Below are 16,731 nucleotides of genomic sequence, written 5' to 3'. Positions count from 1 at the left end.
TCGCCGGCTTGCATGAGAAGGAGGCGAGGATGACGATCGTACGATCGGTTGAAGAGTTGAAGGCGCTGTACGGCGACTGTAGCGAGGCTGCTCTCGTCAAGGTGACGCCGGCTCTGACGCCCGATTATCGCCGCATGATCGAGGCCTCGCCTTTCGTCGCGCTCGCCACCGTCGGGCCGGAGGGGCTCGATTGTTCGCCGCGGGGCGATATCGGCGGCGTCGTGCGTGTCCGCGATGACAAAACCCTGCTGCTGCCGGACTGGCGCGGCAACAACCGCGTCGATTCGCTGGCCAACATCGTCCGGGACCCGCGCATCGCCTTGATGTTCCTCATTCCGGGATCGACGACGACCATGCGCCTGAACGGACGGGCCGTGGTGTCGGTCGATGCCGCCCTGCTGGCAAGCTTCGAGATGGACGCAAAACATCCTCGCAGCGTCATCGTCGTCACTATCGACGAGGTGTATTTCCAGTGCGCCCGGGCGGTGATGCGGGCCGACCTCTGGAATGCCGAGCATCATGTCGAAGCGGCTGCGTTGCCGACGCCGGGGCAATTGCTCAAGGCAGCCAGGCAGGGTTTCGACCAGGAGGCCTACGATCGCGAATGGCCGGAGCGCGCCCGCAAAACCATGTGGTAGGCGGCAAACCTTTTTAGGATCGAGCCTGTGCCCGGCTTGCAAGCCGGGCGCCGTTGCTGGAAAGATCGTCGCTGCGGATTTTGATGTGGGCCAGAATAGATGACCTGTCTCGTCCGTCATACATAGAATTTCATTCGTTCCAGCGAGGGTTACCATGAACATGAAACATTGGTTCGCAGCGTCTGCGATCCTGGGCGGCGTTCTTCTCGGCCAGCCGGCCCTCGCGGACGAACTGATCGAGGAATACAACGCCTATATCGGCCAGGACGATCTCTTCAATTCCGACGGCATGCAGCTGACGCAGCCGTGGCAAGTGATCCGCCAGGACCGCGCCAACTACCACCGCTTCGGCATTTCGCAGCCGGGGGATGACGGCGACAGCTTCTTTGCGTCGGCCAAGAACCGCGAGCGCGCCGAGCGGATGATCCGCAACGGCACGATCACCCGCGACGCCCGCAACGCCATTCTCGGCGGCGACGTGACGATCAACGTGCAGATCTGGCGCGGCAACGGCGGCGACTACATCAATGTCACCGTCGACTAGGCGGCTCGCCCTTCTGACGGCGCTGCTGGCCGGAGCGGCCGGCCCGGCCGCGGCAGCGGAACCGTCGCTGGCCGAAAAGATCGCTATCCTCGTCGCCAGCTATCCCGAAAGCATCGTCAAGGCCGAAGGCGGCAAGCTGGTGATGAAGGACGGCGATCCGATCGTCATCGACGACGGCAAGAGCCGCGATCATTTCGCCATGCTGGAAAGCGGCGATGTCGAGGACAGCCTGCAACAGATCTATCCCGCCGGTGCCTGCGAGACGCGGCCTGCCGTCAATTTCGACCCCGGCCGCATTCGCAGCGAGGTGCTGCTCAAGCGGTTGTTCGGCGCTTCCGCCAAGGCGGTGCAGGCCGATCTCGTGCCGGTGAAATGGTTCGGCGAGACGTTGCGCGTCACCCGCCGCCAGGGCGTGGACAAGGCGCTGGCGGCCGTGCGTGACGAACTCGCCGCCGATCCGGCCCTCAAGAAATACCTGACGCCGTCGGCCGGCGTGTTCAATTGGCGCAAGGTGTCCGGGCAGTCGAATTTGTCCGTCCACAGTTTCGGCGCCGCGCTGGATCTTAACACCAAGCATGCCGATTATTGGGTCTGGTCGGGCGGCAAGCCGGGGAGAGTGCCGGAATACCACAACAAGTTTCCGATGAAGATCGTCGATATCTTCGAACGCCACGGCTTCATCTGGGGCGGGCGCTGGTACCACTACGACACGATGCATTTCGAATATCGGCCGGAACTGCTGGAAATCGCCCGGCGCGCCGGTGTCTCGGCCTGCCCTTGACATACGAAGCCGGCGACCATTGCGGGCGCCGGCTTGTTCCACCGTCAAAAATATCAATCGCGGACGATGACCTGGGTGCCGATCGTGACCTGGGCGTAGAGGTGTTCGACATCTTCGTTCGCCATGCGGATGCAGCCCGAAGACATGGCCTGGCCGATCGACGACGGCTGGTTGGTGCCGTGGATGCGGTATTCGGTCGAGCCGAGGTAGAGGGCGCGGGCGCCGAGCGGGTTGTTGATGCCACCCTTCATGGTCTTCGGCAGGATGTGGCCCTTCTTGGCTTCACGGCGACGCATGTCCGCCGGCGGGTTCCAGGTCGGCCATTCGGCCTTGGCGGTGACCTTTTCTGCGCCCGTCCAGATGAAGCCGTCGCGGCCGACACTGATGCCGTAGGCGACGGCCGTGCCGTTGCCGAGGACATGGTAGAGGCGGCGGTCGGAATTATCGACGATGATCGTGCCGGGCGCGACGGCTTCCGTGAAGTCGATCAGCTGGCGCGGGATCGGTGAGGTATGGATGTCCTTCCTGATCCGCTGCTTCTTCGACGGCTTGTCTTCGGTGAGCACGGCAAGCCAGCCGGTCCTGGTATTCTTGTTTTCCAGCGAAGCCATCAGCACCGGTTTGTCGGCGCGGGATTCCGCGGAGGCGATGGTGGCGAAAGAGCCGGCAAGGGCGAGGCTGGACAACAGTACGGCAGCGATGCGGTTCATGTGTATTCTCCCCATGTTGACCGGTGGCGCTGTGCTTCATGCCAGCTCTCTTCCGGTCCGTGTTCATGGGGATGTTTTAGGAGAACGCGCCTTTTGTTGCTGTTCCCGCCGGAACAAAGCCCGGCGGAGCTGGAAATCCGGTGATGTCCACTGGATTTCTATGGAGAACTTCCGCTTTTCTCCGAAGCGCGGAAATTCTCCATCCATTTGTCGACACGCACTTCCGGACGCAAAACCGCACAGCACATTTGCTGGGATTGCTTTATCGCTTGTAGATCAGCCAGCTCTTCTGGAAGTCCTTGGTCATGCCGTCCTCGAATACCATGGAGCGGTTGCGGCCGGCATTCTTGGCGGAGTAGAGGGCGATGTCGGCCTTGCTGTAGAGCTCGCCGGGGTCGCTTGCGGCGCTGGCCATGCAGATGCCGAGCGAGATCGTTACCGGGCCGTAGTTGACGCCGGTCTTGGAGTTCTTGAAGGGGGTGGCTTCAAGACCGCGCCGCAGCCGCTCGCACTGCTGCATCACTTCTTCCTCGGTGTTGCCGTCGATGATGACGGCGAATTCCTCGCCGCCGATGCGGGCAACGAAAACATCCTTGCGCAGGCTGCCGCGAATGACGCTGGCGACCGTCGCGAGGATCTTGTCGCCGACCGGATGGCCGTAGGTATCGTTGATACGCTTGAAATGATCGATGTCGATGACGACGAGGCCGGTGACGGCCAGCGTTATCGGCGTGTCGTAGATGGCGATCAGTCGTTCGTCGAAGGCGCGGCGGTTCGCAAGGCGCGTCAGCGAATCGGTGTTGGCAATGCGCTTGTATTCATCGAGCTCGCGGCGGACCTGGTCCATCTCCTGCGATTTGCGCACGACGCTTTCGACTGTCTTCTCGCCATGAGCCATCGTATCGTCGGTGGCTTCGCTGAGCAGGGTGATGGCATTGCGCAACAGGTCGGCGCTGTTGTTGTTCTTGTTGGTGATGCGGTTGTAGGTCTCTCCGAGCAGCCGGTTGTAGCTGTCGAGCGACGTCTGCTCCTGCTTCAGAAGCCGCAGCAGGCCGTCGAGTTCGCCGATGATCTTCGTATGCGCGGTCTCGATGGCCTTGGTCTGGTGATGCAGCGAATGCTGGCTGCTGATCGCATCCAGCTCTTCCTGCGTGGCGCGATTGCCGAGCGCGGCAAGGTCGCGGCTCAAAGCCGGGTTGGAGCCGATATAGGCTTCGTAAAACAGCTCGTAGTTGCGCGGAATGGGGGCAACCCCCATGGTGCGCATCGCATACGTGATCTGGCCTGCTATGTCAGGGATCTGCGCTTTCTGCGCCGTCGCCGTGTTCATCGGCCACTCCTAAGCTCTTTTCTCTTATTTCCCAATATTATGGTAGCGCAAAATTGTTCGAAAAATATTAAAGTGCGAACTGTGAATTCTACCCCGTGAGAAAATTGTCGTGCCGTTTTGCACCGCCGGTTTGCCGGCGATGCGCGTTCAAATCTGTTTCTTCCAACCTTTGAGACTTGGCGTCATCCGAGGTTAAGTGCCTGAAAAAAGTCATTACCTTTGTCGTCGATGACGATAAAGGCCGGGAAATCGATGACCTCGATCTTCCACACCGCTTCCATGCCGAGCTCGGGATATTCGAGCACCTCGACCTTTTTGATACAGTCCTGCGCCAGCCGGGCGGCCGGGCCACCGATCGAACCGAGATAAAATCCGCCATGCTGCTTGCAGGCCTCGCGCACGGCACGGGAGCGGTTGCCCTTGGCGAGCATCACCATCGAGCCGCCGAAGGATTGGAACTGGTCGACATAGCTGTCCATGCGGCCGGCCGTCGTCGGACCGAAGGAACCGGACGCGTAGCCGGTCGGGGTCTTGGCCGGACCGGCGTAATAGACGGGATGGTTCTTCAGGTAGTCCGGCATGCCCTGGCCGGCTTCGAGGCGCTCGCGGATCTTGGCGTGGGCGAGGTCGCGTGCGACGATGATCGTGCCGGTCAGTGACAGGCGGGTCTTGACCGGGTGGTTCGAAAGCTCGGCGAGGATATCGGCCATCGGCCGGTTAAGATCGATGCGCACGACGGATTCGGACAGTTTCGCCTCGTCGAGGTCGGGCATGTATTTCGACGGATCGGTTTCCAGTTGCTCCAGATAGATGCCGTCCCTGGTGATCTTGCCGAGCGCCTGTCGGTCGGCGGAACAGGAGACGCCCAAGCCGATCGGCAGAGAGGCGCCGTGGCGAGGCAGGCGGATGACACGCACGTCGTGACAGAAATACTTGCCGCCGAACTGGGCGCCGACGCCGAGCTGCTGCGTCAGCTTGTGGATCTCGGCCTCCATCTCCAGGTCGCGGAAGGCGTGGCCGCTTTCCGAGCCTTCGGTCGGCAGATTGTCCAGATAGCGCGCCGAAGCGAGCTTGACGGTCTTCAGCGTCATCTCGGCGGAGGTGCCGCCGATGACGATCGCCAGATGGTAGGGGGGACAGGCCGCCGTCCCCAACGTCAGGATCTTCTCCTTGAGGAAGTCGACCAGCCGGTCGCGGGTCAAAAGCGACGGCGTGCCCTGGTAGAGGAAGGTCTTGTTGGCCGAGCCGCCGCCCTTGGCCATGAACAGGAACTTGTAGGCGTCGGTGCCCTCTTCGTAGAGGTCGATCTGGGCCGGCAGGTTGTTCCTGGTGTTCTTTTCCTCGAACATTCTGATCGGCGCCAGCTGCGAATAGCGCAGGTTCTTTTTGGTATAGGCGTCGAGCACGCCGTCTGCGAGGGCGGTTTCGTCGCCGCCTTCGGTCCAGACGCGCCGGCCCTTCTTGCCCATGATGATCGCCGTGCCGGTATCCTGGCACATCGGCAGCACGCCGCCGGCGGCGATGTTGGCGTTCTTCAAGAGGTCGTAGGCGACGAAACGGTCGTTGTCGGTGGCTTCCGGATCGGCGAGGATCGCGGCGAGCTGCTTCAGGTGGCCGGGACGAAGCAGGTGGTTGATGTCGACGAAAGCGGCTTCCGCCAGAAGCCGCAGGCCCTCGGGCGCGACGGTGAGGATCTCCTGTCCCTTGAACCTATCCACCGAGACATGGTCGGAAGAAAGCTTGCGGTAAGGCGTCGTGTCGTCGCCAAGCGGAAAGAGAGCGTCAGCCATCGTAAAAGCCTTTCGAAGAGGGTCAAAACCCCTCTAGCGTCGAGCTTTCGCGAATGCAATCGGTACAAAACTGGACAAAAAAAGTAGCTATCCGGCCCTTTTGCAAGGGCCGGATGAGGCAACGGAAGGTTTATTTCGGGCCGATCATGTTTTCCGGGCGGACGTACTGGTCGAACTCCTCGTTGGTCAGGTAACCGCCGCCGACGGCCTCCTCGCGCAGCGTCGTGCCGTTCTTGTGCGCCGTCTTGGCGATCTTGGCGCAGGCGTCGTAGCCGAGGCGCGTGTTGAGCGCCGTCACCAGCATCAGCGAGTTTTCTACGCCCTTGCGGATGTTGTCCTCGCGGGCCTCGATGCCGACGACGCAATTGTCGGTGAAGGAAACGGCGGCGTCGCCGAGCAGCTGCACCGACTGCAGGAAGTTGTAGGCCATGACCGGATTGTAGACGTTCAGCTCGAAATGGCCCTGGCTGCCGGCAAAGGTCAGCGCGGCGTGATTGCCGAAGACCTGGACGCAGACCTGGGTGAGGGCTTCCGACTGCGTCGGATTGACCTTGCCGGGCATGATCGACGAGCCGGGTTCGTTCTCGGGCAGGGCGAGTTCGCCGAGGCCGGCGCGCGGGCCAGAGCCGAGGAAACGGATGTCGTTGGCGATCTTGAACAGCGCGGCGGCGGCCGAATTGATGGCGCCGTGGGAAAAGACCATGGCGTCATGGGCTGCCAGCGCCTCGAACTTGTTCGGTGCGGTGACGAAGGGCAGGCCGGTGATGGCGGCGATCTCTTCCGCCACCTTCTCGGCAAAGCCGACCGGGGCGTTGAGGCCGGTGCCGACGGCCGTGCCGCCCTGGGCGAGTTCGTAGAGGCCGGGCAAAGTGAGTTCCAGCCGCTTGATGGCGGAGGCGACCTGGGCGGTATAGCCCGAAAATTCCTGGCCGAGCGTCAGCGGCGTGGCATCCTGGGTATGCGTGCGGCCGATCTTGATGATGTGGGCGAAGGCGTCGGTCTTGGCCTGCAGCGCGCCGTGCAGATGTTTCAGCGCCGGCAGCAGGTGATGGACGATGCGCTCGGCGCAGGCGATGTGCATGGCCGTCGGATAGGTGTCGTTCGACGACTGGCTCATGTTGACGTGGTCGTTCGGATGCACCGGCTTCTTGGAGCCCATGACGCCACCGAGCATTTCGATCGCCCGGTTGGAGATGACTTCGTTGGCGTTCATGTTGGACTGGGTGCCGGAGCCGGTCTGCCAGACGACCAGCGGAAAATGCTCGTCGAGCTTGCCGTCGATGACTTCCTGGGCCGCTTCGACGATCACGTTTCCGAGATCGGGCGAAAGCTGGCCGAGCGCCATGTTGGCGCGGGCGGCTGCCTGCTTGACGATGCCGAGCGCCCGGACGACGGAGAGCGGCTGCTTTTCCCAGCCGATCCTGAAGTTGCCGCGCGAGCGTTCCGCCTGGGCGCCCCAGTAGCGATCCGCGGCGACCTCGATGGGGCCGAACGTATCGGTTTCCGTTCTCGTCTTCGTCATGACGTTTGCCTTTCCAACCGTCCGGGGACCGAAAGAATGCCTGTTTTCAGGGCTGCGGTATGAGCCGCCACCGGTCCGCCTTGCTTTAAGATGAGCCTTCTTATCCAGTTCAATCGCCGGCAGCAACGGAAAATGGCCTGATGTCCGGAGGATATTCCCGGCTGTCGCGAAAGCCTCGTGAAGCGTCATGAAAGCGTGATATTTCCGACACTCCCGGCAAGATTGTCGAATGCCGGCAAGGCTGGAACGGCGGCAAAAAGCCTGTCTCGCATCGAGAAGAATTTCTAAAAATTAACGAATAATTTCATAATTTTGTATGAATGTCTCACGGGCGCCGGCAACGCGTGGCTTTCGGGAAACACCGGCCCGCAAATAGGCCGACAGGCACGGCCGTTTTCTTTTCAACGGAAAGGCGATCGGCTAGATATGCATGACGATTTGCAACGCCGGCCGCAGGCGATGACGACCGCAATAGACGGGGAATGAGTTTGAGACAGACGAGATTGAAGAGCGTCGGGGCTTTGGCCTTGGCTTTGACCTGTGGCGTCGCATTTTTTGGCGCGCAGCCGGCATCGGCAGGAACTCTTCTGGATTTCCTGCGCAGCAACAAGCATGGCCAGACGAAGCAGGCCCAGCAACGCATCGAGCGCGGGGAATTCCCGTCTCAGCCGGGTTTTGAGGAAAAAGCCGCAGAAGTGAAGCCGCTGCCGAAGGTTTCCGGTCCCCAGTATTATACCTACAAGGCCGAAGGGCTGCGTCTCGTCGCTTCCTCCAAATTTGCCGATCCGCTGGTGACCGGCGCGATCGCCGGCGAAACGGCGACGGTGACGCCTGTCGGCCTCGATGCCGACAGCGACCATCGCCGCCTGCTGACCGAGGCCAGGGTGCGCGCCACCGACGAGATCGCCAAGGCGCTCGAGGCCTATTACGGCAGCAACAAGCCGTTGCTCTGGATCGATAACAACGCCGTCAGCGACAAGGCCAAGGCCGCCCTCGCGGTGCTTTCCGACGCTGACGCCGTCGGCCTCGATGCCCGTGACTACAGCGTCCTTGCGCCCTCCGACCAGTATGACAGCATGGACGAAGCCGGCCATAACCGGGCGCTGATGCAGTTCGAACTGGAACTGTCCGCCAAGGTGCTGGCCTATGTGCAGGATACCGTGCGCGGCCGTGTCGATCCCAACAAGATCTCCGGCTACCACGATTTCAAACGCAAGACGGTCAACCTGCCGGGCGTCCTGAAGGTCGCTGCCGCCTCTCCCGATATTGCCGCCTATCTCGGCAGCCGCACACCCTCGGGGCCGCAGTTCGCGCTCCTGAAGGCCGAGCTTGCCAAGCTGCGCGCCGAGCAGAATGGAGACGACCGCGTCGTCGTCACGCTCACCGGCCTGTTGAAGCCGGGCGGCAGTTCCGACCAGATGGCCAACATCGTCGCCGCCATCGGCAAGCATGGTTCGGATGCGCTGAAGGTGGATCACGCCCTGACGCTCTCCGCCTACCAGCAGACGCCGGACTATACGCCGGAGCTGGTTGCATTGGTGGAAGCCTTCCAGAAGGAGCGCGGCCTGAAGCCGGACGGCGTCATCGGCCAGGCGACCGTGCGCGCCATGGTCGGCGACAGCGATGCCGACAAGATCAACAAGCTGGTGGTGGCGCTGGAGCAGGCCCGCTGGCTGCCCGCCGATCTCGGCAGCCGCTACGTCTTCATCAACCAGCCGGCCTACATGGTCTATTACCACAACAACAACCGGGAAGAGTTGTCGATGCGCACCGTTGTCGGATCGCGCTCGAACCAGACCTATTTCTTCCAGGACGAGATCGAGACGGTGGAGTTCAACCCGTTCTGGGGCGTGCCGCAATCGATCATCATCAACGAGATGCTGCCGAAGCTGCGCTCCGACCCGAGCTATCTCGACCGGCTGGGTTATGAAGTCGCGGTGAACGGCCAGGCGGTTTCTTCAACGAGCGTCAACTGGAACGGCTCGACCAATGCCATCTCCGTGCGCCAACCGCCGAGCGGCGACAATGCTCTGGGCGAACTGAAGATCCTGTTCCCCAACAGCCATGCGATCTACATGCACGACACGCCGTCGAAGAGCTTCTTCAAGCGCGACGTGCGCGCCTTGAGCCACGGCTGTGTCCGCCTCGACGATCCGCGCGCCATGGCCGCCGCTGTGCTGGGCACGACGGTCGATGACGTCGCCAAGCAGATTGCCGCCGGCAAGAACAAGGCGGTGCAGGTGCCGGAAAAATTCCCGGTCTACGTCGCCTATTTCACGGCCTGGCCGAACAAGGACAATGTCGTGGAATATTTCGACGACGTTTATGGTCGCGACGCCTATGTCAACAAGGCGTTCGAGACGACCAGCAAGGCCCGCGCCGCGCAGGGCTGACCGATCGTCGATATAACGTGAAAAAGGCCGCTTGCGAGAAAACGCAAGCGGCCTTTTGCTTTGGAAGCGCGTGCAAGGTTATCGATCGATCAGCACATGCGCGAGTTCCGGCGTCAGTTCGTCGAAATGGCGGATGATATGGCTGGGATCGAGGCTTTCGATCGGCGCGTCGGAATAACCGAAGGGCACGCCGAGCGACGGGATGCCGGCATTGCGGGCGACAAGGACATCGTTGAGACTGTCGCCGACCATCAGCGTGCGGCGGGGATCGCCGCCGGCGCGCTCGACGGTGCCGAGCAGGTGGGCGGCATCGGGCTTGCGCACCGTAAACGTGTCGCCGCCGGTGATTGCGGCAAAACGATCGGTCATCCCGAGCCTCTTGAGCAGCGTACGGGCCAGCCCCTCCATCTTGTTGGTGCAGACGGCCAGCCGGAAGCCGGCGGCAGCGAGCCGGTCGAGAGCGGCCAGCAGGCCGGGATACGGTCTCGACTCGCCGGGCATGGTGTCGCTGTAGAAGGTGATGAAGCGCTGCAGCATCGCCGGATATTCTTCCTCCACCAGCGGCTTTCCGCGCAGCGCGAAGGAACGCTCGATCATCGCCCGGGCGCCATGGCCGACCAGATGGGTGAGGTCGGCATAGGTGACCGGCTCGAGATCGGCGGCGGCGATGGTGTGATTCAGGCTGGCGACGAGATCCGGCGCGGTGTCGATGAGCGTGCCATCGAGATCGAAGACGACGAGGGGAGCGGTCACGGGAAGGGCCTCCGGGCAGGAATGGCAACGGTTTCAGGCAGTATGGGAAGGCGTTTGCGATTGCAACCCGATATGCTTTCCGCCGTTTGCGGCAATCGCAAATTTCGCGTTGGGGCGATTCTATTTTGTCTTTCGTTTGCGTCGGCAGCCGTGTAAACAGCACACAACGCAACAGACGGGAGCTTGTGGCGCATGGACGCCCGCCAAATGAAGATCAAGGCTGCGGAAGCAGCGCTTGCGCATGTCGAGGACGGTATGCGGCTGGGGATCGGAACGGGGTCTACGGCCGAAGAATTCGTCCGGCTCCTGGCGGAGAAGGTAGCGGGGGGTCTCCGGGTGGAAGGCGTGCCGACCTCCGAGCGCACGGCGCGGCTCTGCGTCGAACTCGGCGTTCCGCTGAAATCGCTCGACGAACTGCCGCATCTCGACCTGACCATCGACGGAGCCGACGAGGTCGATGCCAACCTGGCGCTGATCAAGGGCGGCGGCGGTGCATTGCTGCGCGAAAAGATCGTCGCCTGCGCTTCCGACCGCATGATCGTCATCGCCGACGAAAGCAAGGTGGTGGAAACGCTCGGCGCCTTTCCGCTGCCGATCGAGATCAATCCTTTCGGCCAGGCCGCGACGCGGCTTGCGGTGGAAAAGGTTGCCGCAAGGCTCGGCCTTTCGGGCTCCATGGACCTGCGTGCCTCGGGCGACGGGCTGTTCATGACCGACGGCGGGCATCTCATTCTCGATGCATCATTTGGCCGTATTCCTGATGCAGAGGCACTCTCGAGCGAACTGAATTCGATCCCCGGCGTCGTCGAACACGGGCTGTTCATCAACATAGCATCACTTGCCGTTATCGCCGGTCCGGCGGGCGCGCGGACGCTGCAAGCGAAGACAGAATAGGAGCATTCATTCATGACGAAATTTGCAGGTTTCGGCCGTTTTGCCGCTGCAGCCATCGTTCTCACGGGAGCTGCGTTCGGTTCCGCCGCCCATGCGCAGGAAATCAGCGACGCGCAGATCGCCGCTGCAAAGGCGGCGATCCAGTCGCTCAACCTGACGAGCCAGTTCGACAACATCCTGCCGACGGTTGCCGAGCGGCTGAAGGCGCAGCTGATCCAGGCCTCGCCGAACTACACCGACATGATCACCGCGACCGTCGACGAAAAGGCCCTGGCCCTTGCCTCGCGCCGCGGCGATCTGGAGCGGGAAGCTTCGACCATCTATGCCAAGGCATTCACCACGGAAGAGTTGAATGCCATTGCCGCCTTCTACCAGTCCGACGTCGGCAAGAAGCTGCTACGCGACGGTCCGGTCGCCACCCGCGAAATGATGAAGGCCGCCGACATCTGGGCGTCCGGCATTTCCCGCGACCTCGCCAACGAAAGCGATGCGGCGCTCGAAAAGCAGATCGGCGAGCAGGTGAAGGCGCAGGGCGATCAGGCCAAGCAGCCCGCACAGCAATAAACCTCCGTCTTTTTTCGATTTTTTGAAAGCCCGGATTTTTCCGGGCTTTTATTTTTGCCACCGAAAATCCTATATCAAGGCGAAACAACCCCTCGTCTCTGCATTCGCTGAAGGAGTGCCTGCCATGCCGTCTTTCGACTACGATCTGTTTGTCATCGGCGGGGGCTCGGGCGGCGTGCGCAGCGCCCGTGTGGCGGCTTCGCTCGGCAAGAAGGTGGGCATTGCCGAAGAATACCGTTTCGGCGGCACCTGCGTCATTCGCGGCTGCGTGCCCAAAAAGCTGTTTGTCTATGCATCCCAGTTTCACGAGCATTTCGAAGATGCCACGGGTTACGGCTGGACGGTGGGCGAGACGAGCTTCGACTGGAAAAAGCTGATCGCCGCCAAGGACAGGGAGATCGTCCGCCTGGAAGGCCTCTACCGCAAGGGCCTGGAAACGGCCGGCGCCGAGATCTTCGAAAGCCGTGCCGAACTCGTCAATGCGCACACGGTGCGGCTGACCGGCCTCGACCGGACCGTGACGGCGGAGCGGATCGTCATCGCCGTCGGCGGGGCGCCCAATCCGCATGCCGCCCTGCCGGGGCACGAACTCTGCATCTCCTCCAACGAGGCGTTCCACCTGGAAACGCTGCCGAAGTCGATCCTGGTCGCCGGCGGCGGCTATATCGCCGTGGAATTCGCCAACATCTTCCATGGCCTCGGTGTCGAGACGACGCTGATCTATCGCGGCCAGGAAATCCTGTCGCGCTTCGACCAGGACATGCGCCGCGGGCTGCACGAGGCGATGACCGCCAAGGGTATCCGCATTCTGCTCCAGGACGTGATACAGGAGGTCTCGCGAAACGACGCTGGCGGCCTGTCGGTGCGCACGATGAACAATGGCGGGCTTGAGGTCGACACGGTGATGCTGGCGCTCGGTCGTGACCCCAACACCAAGGGGCTGGGCCTGGACAATGCCGGCGTGGCGACGGACGAGCGCGGCGCGATCGTTGTCGATGCCTATTCGCGCACCAATGTGCCGAGCATTTTTGCGCTCGGCGACGTGACCGACCGGGTGCAACTGACGCCGGTCGCCATCCACGAGGCGATGTGTTTCATCGAGACCGAATACCGCAACAACCCGACGCCGGCCGATCACGACCTGATCGCGACGGCGGTGTTTTCGCAGCCGGAAATCGGCACGGTCGGTTTCAGCGAAGAGGCGGCCGCCAGGAAATACGGCGAGCTGGAAATCTACCGCGCCCAGTTCCGGCCGATGAAGGCGACGCTGTCCGGCCGGCAGGAAAAGACGATCATGAAGCTGATCGTCAATGCCGCCGACCGCAAGGTCGTCGGCGCGCATATCCTCGGCCACGATGCCGGCGAGATGGCGCAGCTTCTCGGCATCACGCTCAAGGCCGGCTGCACCAAGGACGATTTCGACCGGACCATGGCGGTCCATCCGACCGCGGCGGAGGAACTGGTGACCATGTACGTGCCGAGCTATCGTATCCGCAACGGCGAGCGGGTCTGACGGCGCCGATCGCCGGTTTGCCGCCGGCATCGTCCGTGGGCGCGGCGGCTATGCAAACGCTTTGTTAAAGTTTATAAGCCCGCATTTCCAACACGACGGGGCATCCGCCGAGGATGCTTGAGCACAGGTGAGTAGATGGTACAGAATTGGACCCCGAGCAGCTGGCGGCAGAAACCCATCCAGCAGGTGCCGGACTATCCGGACCAGGCGGCGCTGAGCGCGACGGAAGCGCAGCTTGCAACCTATCCGCCGCTGGTTTTCGCCGGTGAAGCCCGCCGCCTGACGAAGGCGCTCGCCAATGTCGCCGAAGGCCGCGGCTTCCTGCTGCAGGGCGGCGATTGTGCCGAGAGCTTTGCCGAACACGGCGCCGACAACATCCGCGACTTCTTCCGCGCCTTCCTGCAGATGGCCGTCGTCCTGACCTTTGGCGCCCAGCAGCCGGTGGTCAAGGTCGGCCGTATCGCCGGCCAGTTCGCCAAGCCGCGCTCGTCCAACATCGAGAAGCTCGGCGACGTCTCGCTGCCGAGCTACCGCGGCGATATCATCAACGGTATCGAATTCACGGAAGAAGCCCGCATTCCCAATCCCGAGCGGCAGATGATGGCCTATCGCCAGTCGGCCGCGACGCTGAACCTGTTGCGCGCCTTCGCCATGGGCGGTTATGCCAACCTCGACAACGTCCACCAGTGGATGCTCGGCTTCATCAAGGACAGCCCGCAGGGCGAGCGTTACCGCAAGCTGGCAGACCGCATCACCGAAACCATGGATTTCATGAAGGCGATCGGCATCACCTCGGACAACAATCCGAGCCTGCGCGAGACGGATTTCTTCACCAGCCACGAGGCGCTGCTGCTCGGTTACGAGCAGGCGCTGACGCGGGTCGATTCCACCTCCGGCGACTGGTATGCCACCTCCGGCCACATGATCTGGATCGGCGACCGCACTCGCCAGGCCGACCATGCGCATATGGAATATTGCCGGGGCATCAGGAACCCGATTGGCCTGAAATGCGGCCCGTCGCTGACGGCCGACGGCCTGATCGAGCTGATCGACATCCTCAACCCGGCCAACGAAGCCGGCCGCCTGACGCTGATCTGCCGCTTCGGCCACGACAAGGTCGCCGAACACCTGCCGCGGCTGATCCGCGCCGTCGAGCGCGAAGGCCGCAAGGTCGTGTGGTCCTGCGATCCGATGCATGGCAACACGATAACGCTCAACAACTACAAGACCCGGCCGTTCGAGCGGGTCCTGTCCGAGGTCGAAAGCTTCTTCCAGATCCACCGCGCGGAAGGCACCCATCCGGGCGGCATCCATATCGAGATGACCGGCAAGGATGTGACCGAATGCACCGGCGGCGCGCGGGCCGTGTCCGCCGAGGACCTGCAGGATCGCTACCACACCCATTGCGATCCGCGCCTCAATGCCGACCAGGCGCTGGAACTGGCGTTCCTTCTGGCCGAACGCATGAAGGGCGGCCGCGAGGAAAAGCGCCTCGTCGTCAACGGCTGAGCCGGACCGACGGAGGTATGAATTTAACCGGGCCGCGAGGCCCGGTTTTTTATTGCACCAGCACGGCGTTCCGGCAGCGGACGTCGGAGATGCTGACGTCGGCTTCGCCGATCTTCACGCCGAGAATCAGCAGCGTGTTGTAGAGAAGGTCGTCGAGAGGTGCGGTGACGCCTGCCAGCGTATTGGCGAGCGCCGTCTGGACCGCCTTCGGGGTGCCGAGCGGCAGGCCGAGCAGATCGATATCCAGCGTCAGGTTGCCGAGCAGCGAACTCACCGTCGAGGTCAGCGCGTCCTTGGTCGAGACGCTGCGGATCTTGTTTGCCGCGATGTCGGCGGGCGTGAAGGTGAGGCGCGTCGGCTTGATGTTGGTGGCGTTGACATGCGCCATGCCGGTCACCTTGAGAACTGCCGAGGAAAGAATGCGGGCCGGCGTGACCCGCGGTTTGTCGGAAAAATTGGCGAATGCGCTGGTGTCGACCGCGCCGATGGCGAGTTCCAGCACCCCGGGCACGGCATCGACGGTGACGTTGGCATTGGTGTCCAGCCCGCCGAGGCAGCGGATATCCGCAAGCCGGGCTTCGGCATGGGCGATTTCGACATAGATCGGCAGGTGCAGCTTCAGGCCGGCAAGCAGGGCCAGGCCATCGACGCTTGCATCGAAGAGCAGGCGGGTCTGCGCGGTGCGGACGATCGATCCGGGATCGCCGACCTTGATGGACGGCGTTCCGACGGGAGGCTCGCCGATCGCCACGGTCAGCGAAACGGAAGCCAGTCCGGGAAGCTTGCCGGCAAGGTCGATTGCGACCTGTTTGCCGCCGCCGGCAGCGACGGCCCCGGCATTCAGCAATTGCAGCAGGTTGGCCTTGACCGACAGGTTCTGATGGCTGCCGACCGGATTGCCGCCGATGGCATGCAGGTCGAGGATCTGGCTGAGTTTCAGCCGGGCGCTGGTCTTACCGACCGCCTGCTCGGCGCCCTTGAGGATTGTCGCCACGGACGGCGTGACGCCGCTCGCCTTTCCGAGCGCTGCCAGAAACTGGCCGTAGGAGATATCCTGCTGCAGGACATCGTCGTAGCTCAGGGCCTGCAGGCCGAGATTGACCGCGAGAGCATCGACGAAGGAAAGGGCGCTGATGTCGAGCTTGGCAAGCGCCTTGTAGTCCATCAGGCTGAGTGTCAGCTTGGCGCCGAGCAGACCGCCCAACAGATCGTTGAGCAGGCCGTCATTGATGCTGGCAAGCCGCGAGCCGATGGTAAAGGCGGCGTATTTCTGAGTCGCCGCGATGCCGCTGGCGCTGACGACGGGGGAGGCCGAGAAAATGCCGGCGAAATAGACCTCGCCTCGTTCCTCGATCCGCACGCGGGCGGCGTCGAAGGGAGCGTTTCCGGCCACGAAGCGCTGCTCGACCGGCAGGTCCGGATCGGCGGAATAACGGCCGCGCTCGACGGCGGCGATGCCGCGGTAATCGGGATAGATCGCCTCGTCGGAGGCCAGGACCGTGCCATCGGGCTTGATCAGGCCGCGGGAGGACCGAACCACGAGATTGATGCCGTTGGTGCGGAAATGTTCGGCGAGGTTCGCCTCCGCCTGGTCGAGGCGTGAGGCCGCGACGATGGCGGCAATGTCGGCAAGCCCCTGCGCCTGGCGTTTCTGCAGGGTCAGCGCGCCGTAATCGACGCCAAGACCAAGCATCATGATCACAAGGGGAGCAACCAGCGCGGACGACAACGCGATGTTGCCGCTTCTGTCGTGCAGCCATCGGCGCAGCAATGCAATTTGTAGGCGCATG

Annotated in this window: 14 protein-coding genes; 8 read left to right on the top strand and 6 right to left on the bottom strand. The window is 62.6% G+C overall.

The features are described from left to right. Positions 1-29 precede the first annotated feature (29 nt). The 3 genes from DEM27_RS09620 to DEM27_RS09610 all read left to right on the top strand — a co-directional run bounded on the left by DEM27_RS09620 (position 30) and on the right by DEM27_RS09610 (position 1,963). Positions 30-638 carry a pyridoxamine 5'-phosphate oxidase family protein gene (locus tag DEM27_RS09620; RefSeq protein ID WP_109457994.1) on the top strand — a complete coding sequence of 203 codons (609 nt, stop codon included), beginning with the start codon at positions 30-32 and terminating at the stop codon, positions 636-638. A 154-nt stretch (positions 639-792) separates the two neighbouring features. Next, a complete protein-coding gene (locus DEM27_RS09615) occupies positions 793-1,182 on the top strand; it encodes a hypothetical protein (protein WP_245445763.1) in 390 nt (129 codons plus the stop codon). Continuing rightward, positions 1,166-1,963 carry a M15 family metallopeptidase gene (locus tag DEM27_RS09610; protein WP_109457993.1) on the top strand — a complete coding sequence of 266 codons (798 nt, stop codon included), beginning with the start codon at positions 1,166-1,168 and terminating at the stop codon, positions 1,961-1,963. Before DEM27_RS09615 ends, DEM27_RS09610 begins: the two co-directional genes overlap by 17 nt. Before the next feature lie 53 nt (positions 1,964-2,016). Here DEM27_RS09610 and DEM27_RS09605 read toward each other — a convergent pair whose 3' ends face one another. The 4 genes from DEM27_RS09605 to fumC form a co-directional block, all read right to left on the bottom strand. Beyond that, positions 2,017-2,673 (bottom strand): L,D-transpeptidase family protein, encoded by a 657-nt coding sequence (locus DEM27_RS09605; protein ID WP_109457992.1) that lies wholly within the window; start codon positions 2,671-2,673, stop codon positions 2,017-2,019. Between the two features lie 262 nt (positions 2,674-2,935). After that, on the bottom strand, positions 2,936-4,003 hold the full coding sequence (locus tag DEM27_RS09600; RefSeq protein ID WP_109457991.1) for a GGDEF domain-containing protein: 1,068 nt from the start codon (positions 4,001-4,003) through the stop codon (positions 2,936-2,938). Between the two features lie 182 nt (positions 4,004-4,185). Next, complete coding sequence (locus tag DEM27_RS09595) at positions 4,186-5,793, bottom strand: fumarate hydratase (protein WP_109457990.1); 1,608 nt, start codon at positions 5,791-5,793, stop codon at positions 4,186-4,188. Positions 5,794-5,923: 130 nt separating this feature from the next. Then, positions 5,924-7,315 (bottom strand): class II fumarate hydratase, encoded by a 1,392-nt coding sequence (gene fumC / locus DEM27_RS09590; RefSeq protein WP_109457989.1) that lies wholly within the window; start codon positions 7,313-7,315, stop codon positions 5,924-5,926. A gap of 482 nt (positions 7,316-7,797) precedes the next feature. Between fumC and DEM27_RS09585 the strand changes: the two genes are divergently transcribed. After that, on the top strand, positions 7,798-9,708 hold the full coding sequence (locus DEM27_RS09585; protein WP_109457988.1) for a L,D-transpeptidase family protein: 1,911 nt from the start codon (positions 7,798-7,800) through the stop codon (positions 9,706-9,708). Positions 9,709-9,786: 78 nt separating this feature from the next. Here DEM27_RS09585 and DEM27_RS09580 read toward each other — a convergent pair whose 3' ends face one another. Next, complete coding sequence (locus DEM27_RS09580; RefSeq protein WP_109457987.1) at positions 9,787-10,461, bottom strand: HAD family hydrolase; 675 nt, start codon at positions 10,459-10,461, stop codon at positions 9,787-9,789. Positions 10,462-10,653: 192 nt separating this feature from the next. On the opposite strand from DEM27_RS09580, the gene rpiA reads away from it, so the two are divergent. The 4 genes from rpiA (at position 10,654) to DEM27_RS09560 (ending at position 14,941) form a co-directional block, all read left to right on the top strand. Next, positions 10,654-11,355 (top strand): ribose-5-phosphate isomerase RpiA, encoded by a 702-nt coding sequence (rpiA, locus tag DEM27_RS09575; protein WP_109457986.1) that lies wholly within the window; start codon positions 10,654-10,656, stop codon positions 11,353-11,355. Between the two features lie 12 nt (positions 11,356-11,367). Next, on the top strand, positions 11,368-11,919 hold the full coding sequence (locus tag DEM27_RS09570) for a DUF2059 domain-containing protein (RefSeq protein WP_109457985.1): 552 nt from the start codon (positions 11,368-11,370) through the stop codon (positions 11,917-11,919). Positions 11,920-12,043: 124 nt separating this feature from the next. Then, positions 12,044-13,432 (top strand): glutathione-disulfide reductase, encoded by a 1,389-nt coding sequence (gene gor / locus DEM27_RS09565; RefSeq protein WP_109457984.1) that lies wholly within the window; start codon positions 12,044-12,046, stop codon positions 13,430-13,432. Positions 13,433-13,567: 135 nt separating this feature from the next. Then, on the top strand, positions 13,568-14,941 hold the full coding sequence (locus tag DEM27_RS09560; RefSeq protein ID WP_109457983.1) for a class II 3-deoxy-7-phosphoheptulonate synthase: 1,374 nt from the start codon (positions 13,568-13,570) through the stop codon (positions 14,939-14,941). Between the two features lie 49 nt (positions 14,942-14,990). On the opposite strand, the gene DEM27_RS09555 is transcribed toward DEM27_RS09560, so the two are convergent. Further along, positions 14,991-16,730 (bottom strand): TadG family pilus assembly protein, encoded by a 1,740-nt coding sequence (locus tag DEM27_RS09555; RefSeq protein ID WP_109457982.1) that lies wholly within the window; start codon positions 16,728-16,730, stop codon positions 14,991-14,993. Position 16,731: the final 1 nt, after the last annotated feature.

The organism is Rhizobium album (genome assembly GCF_003122325.1).
GTDB lineage: Bacteria > Pseudomonadota > Alphaproteobacteria > Rhizobiales > Rhizobiaceae > Metarhizobium > Metarhizobium album.
Note: the sequence above shows the minus strand (reverse complement) of the source record. Positions and strands in the feature narration are given on the sequence as shown.

Excerpts from the sequence above, each read along its gene's own strand:
- DEM27_RS09620 (WP_109457994.1), top strand. The coding sequence starts at position 30 with ATGACGATCGTACGATCGGTTGAAGAGTTGAAGGCGCTGTACGGCGAC.
- DEM27_RS09615 (WP_245445763.1), top strand. The coding sequence starts at position 793 with ATGAACATGAAACATTGGTTCGCAGCGTCTGCGATCCTGGGCGGCGTT.
- DEM27_RS09610 (WP_109457993.1), top strand. The coding sequence starts at position 1,166 with ATGTCACCGTCGACTAGGCGGCTCGCCCTTCTGACGGCGCTGCTGGCC.
- DEM27_RS09605 (WP_109457992.1), bottom strand. The coding sequence starts at position 2,673 with ATGAACCGCATCGCTGCCGTACTGTTGTCCAGCCTCGCCCTTGCCGGC.
- DEM27_RS09600 (WP_109457991.1), bottom strand. The coding sequence starts at position 4,003 with ATGAACACGGCGACGGCGCAGAAAGCGCAGATCCCTGACATAGCAGGC.
- DEM27_RS09595 (WP_109457990.1), bottom strand. The coding sequence starts at position 5,793 with ATGGCTGACGCTCTCTTTCCGCTTGGCGACGACACGACGCCTTACCGC.
- fumC (WP_109457989.1), bottom strand. The coding sequence starts at position 7,315 with ATGACGAAGACGAGAACGGAAACCGATACGTTCGGCCCCATCGAGGTC.
- DEM27_RS09585 (WP_109457988.1), top strand. The coding sequence starts at position 7,798 with ATGAGTTTGAGACAGACGAGATTGAAGAGCGTCGGGGCTTTGGCCTTG.
- rpiA (WP_109457986.1), top strand. The coding sequence starts at position 10,654 with ATGGACGCCCGCCAAATGAAGATCAAGGCTGCGGAAGCAGCGCTTGCG.
- DEM27_RS09570 (WP_109457985.1), top strand. The coding sequence starts at position 11,368 with ATGACGAAATTTGCAGGTTTCGGCCGTTTTGCCGCTGCAGCCATCGTT.
- gor (WP_109457984.1), top strand. The coding sequence starts at position 12,044 with ATGCCGTCTTTCGACTACGATCTGTTTGTCATCGGCGGGGGCTCGGGC.
- DEM27_RS09560 (WP_109457983.1), top strand. The coding sequence starts at position 13,568 with ATGGTACAGAATTGGACCCCGAGCAGCTGGCGGCAGAAACCCATCCAG.
- DEM27_RS09555 (WP_109457982.1), bottom strand. The coding sequence starts at position 16,730 with ATGCGCCTACAAATTGCATTGCTGCGCCGATGGCTGCACGACAGAAGC.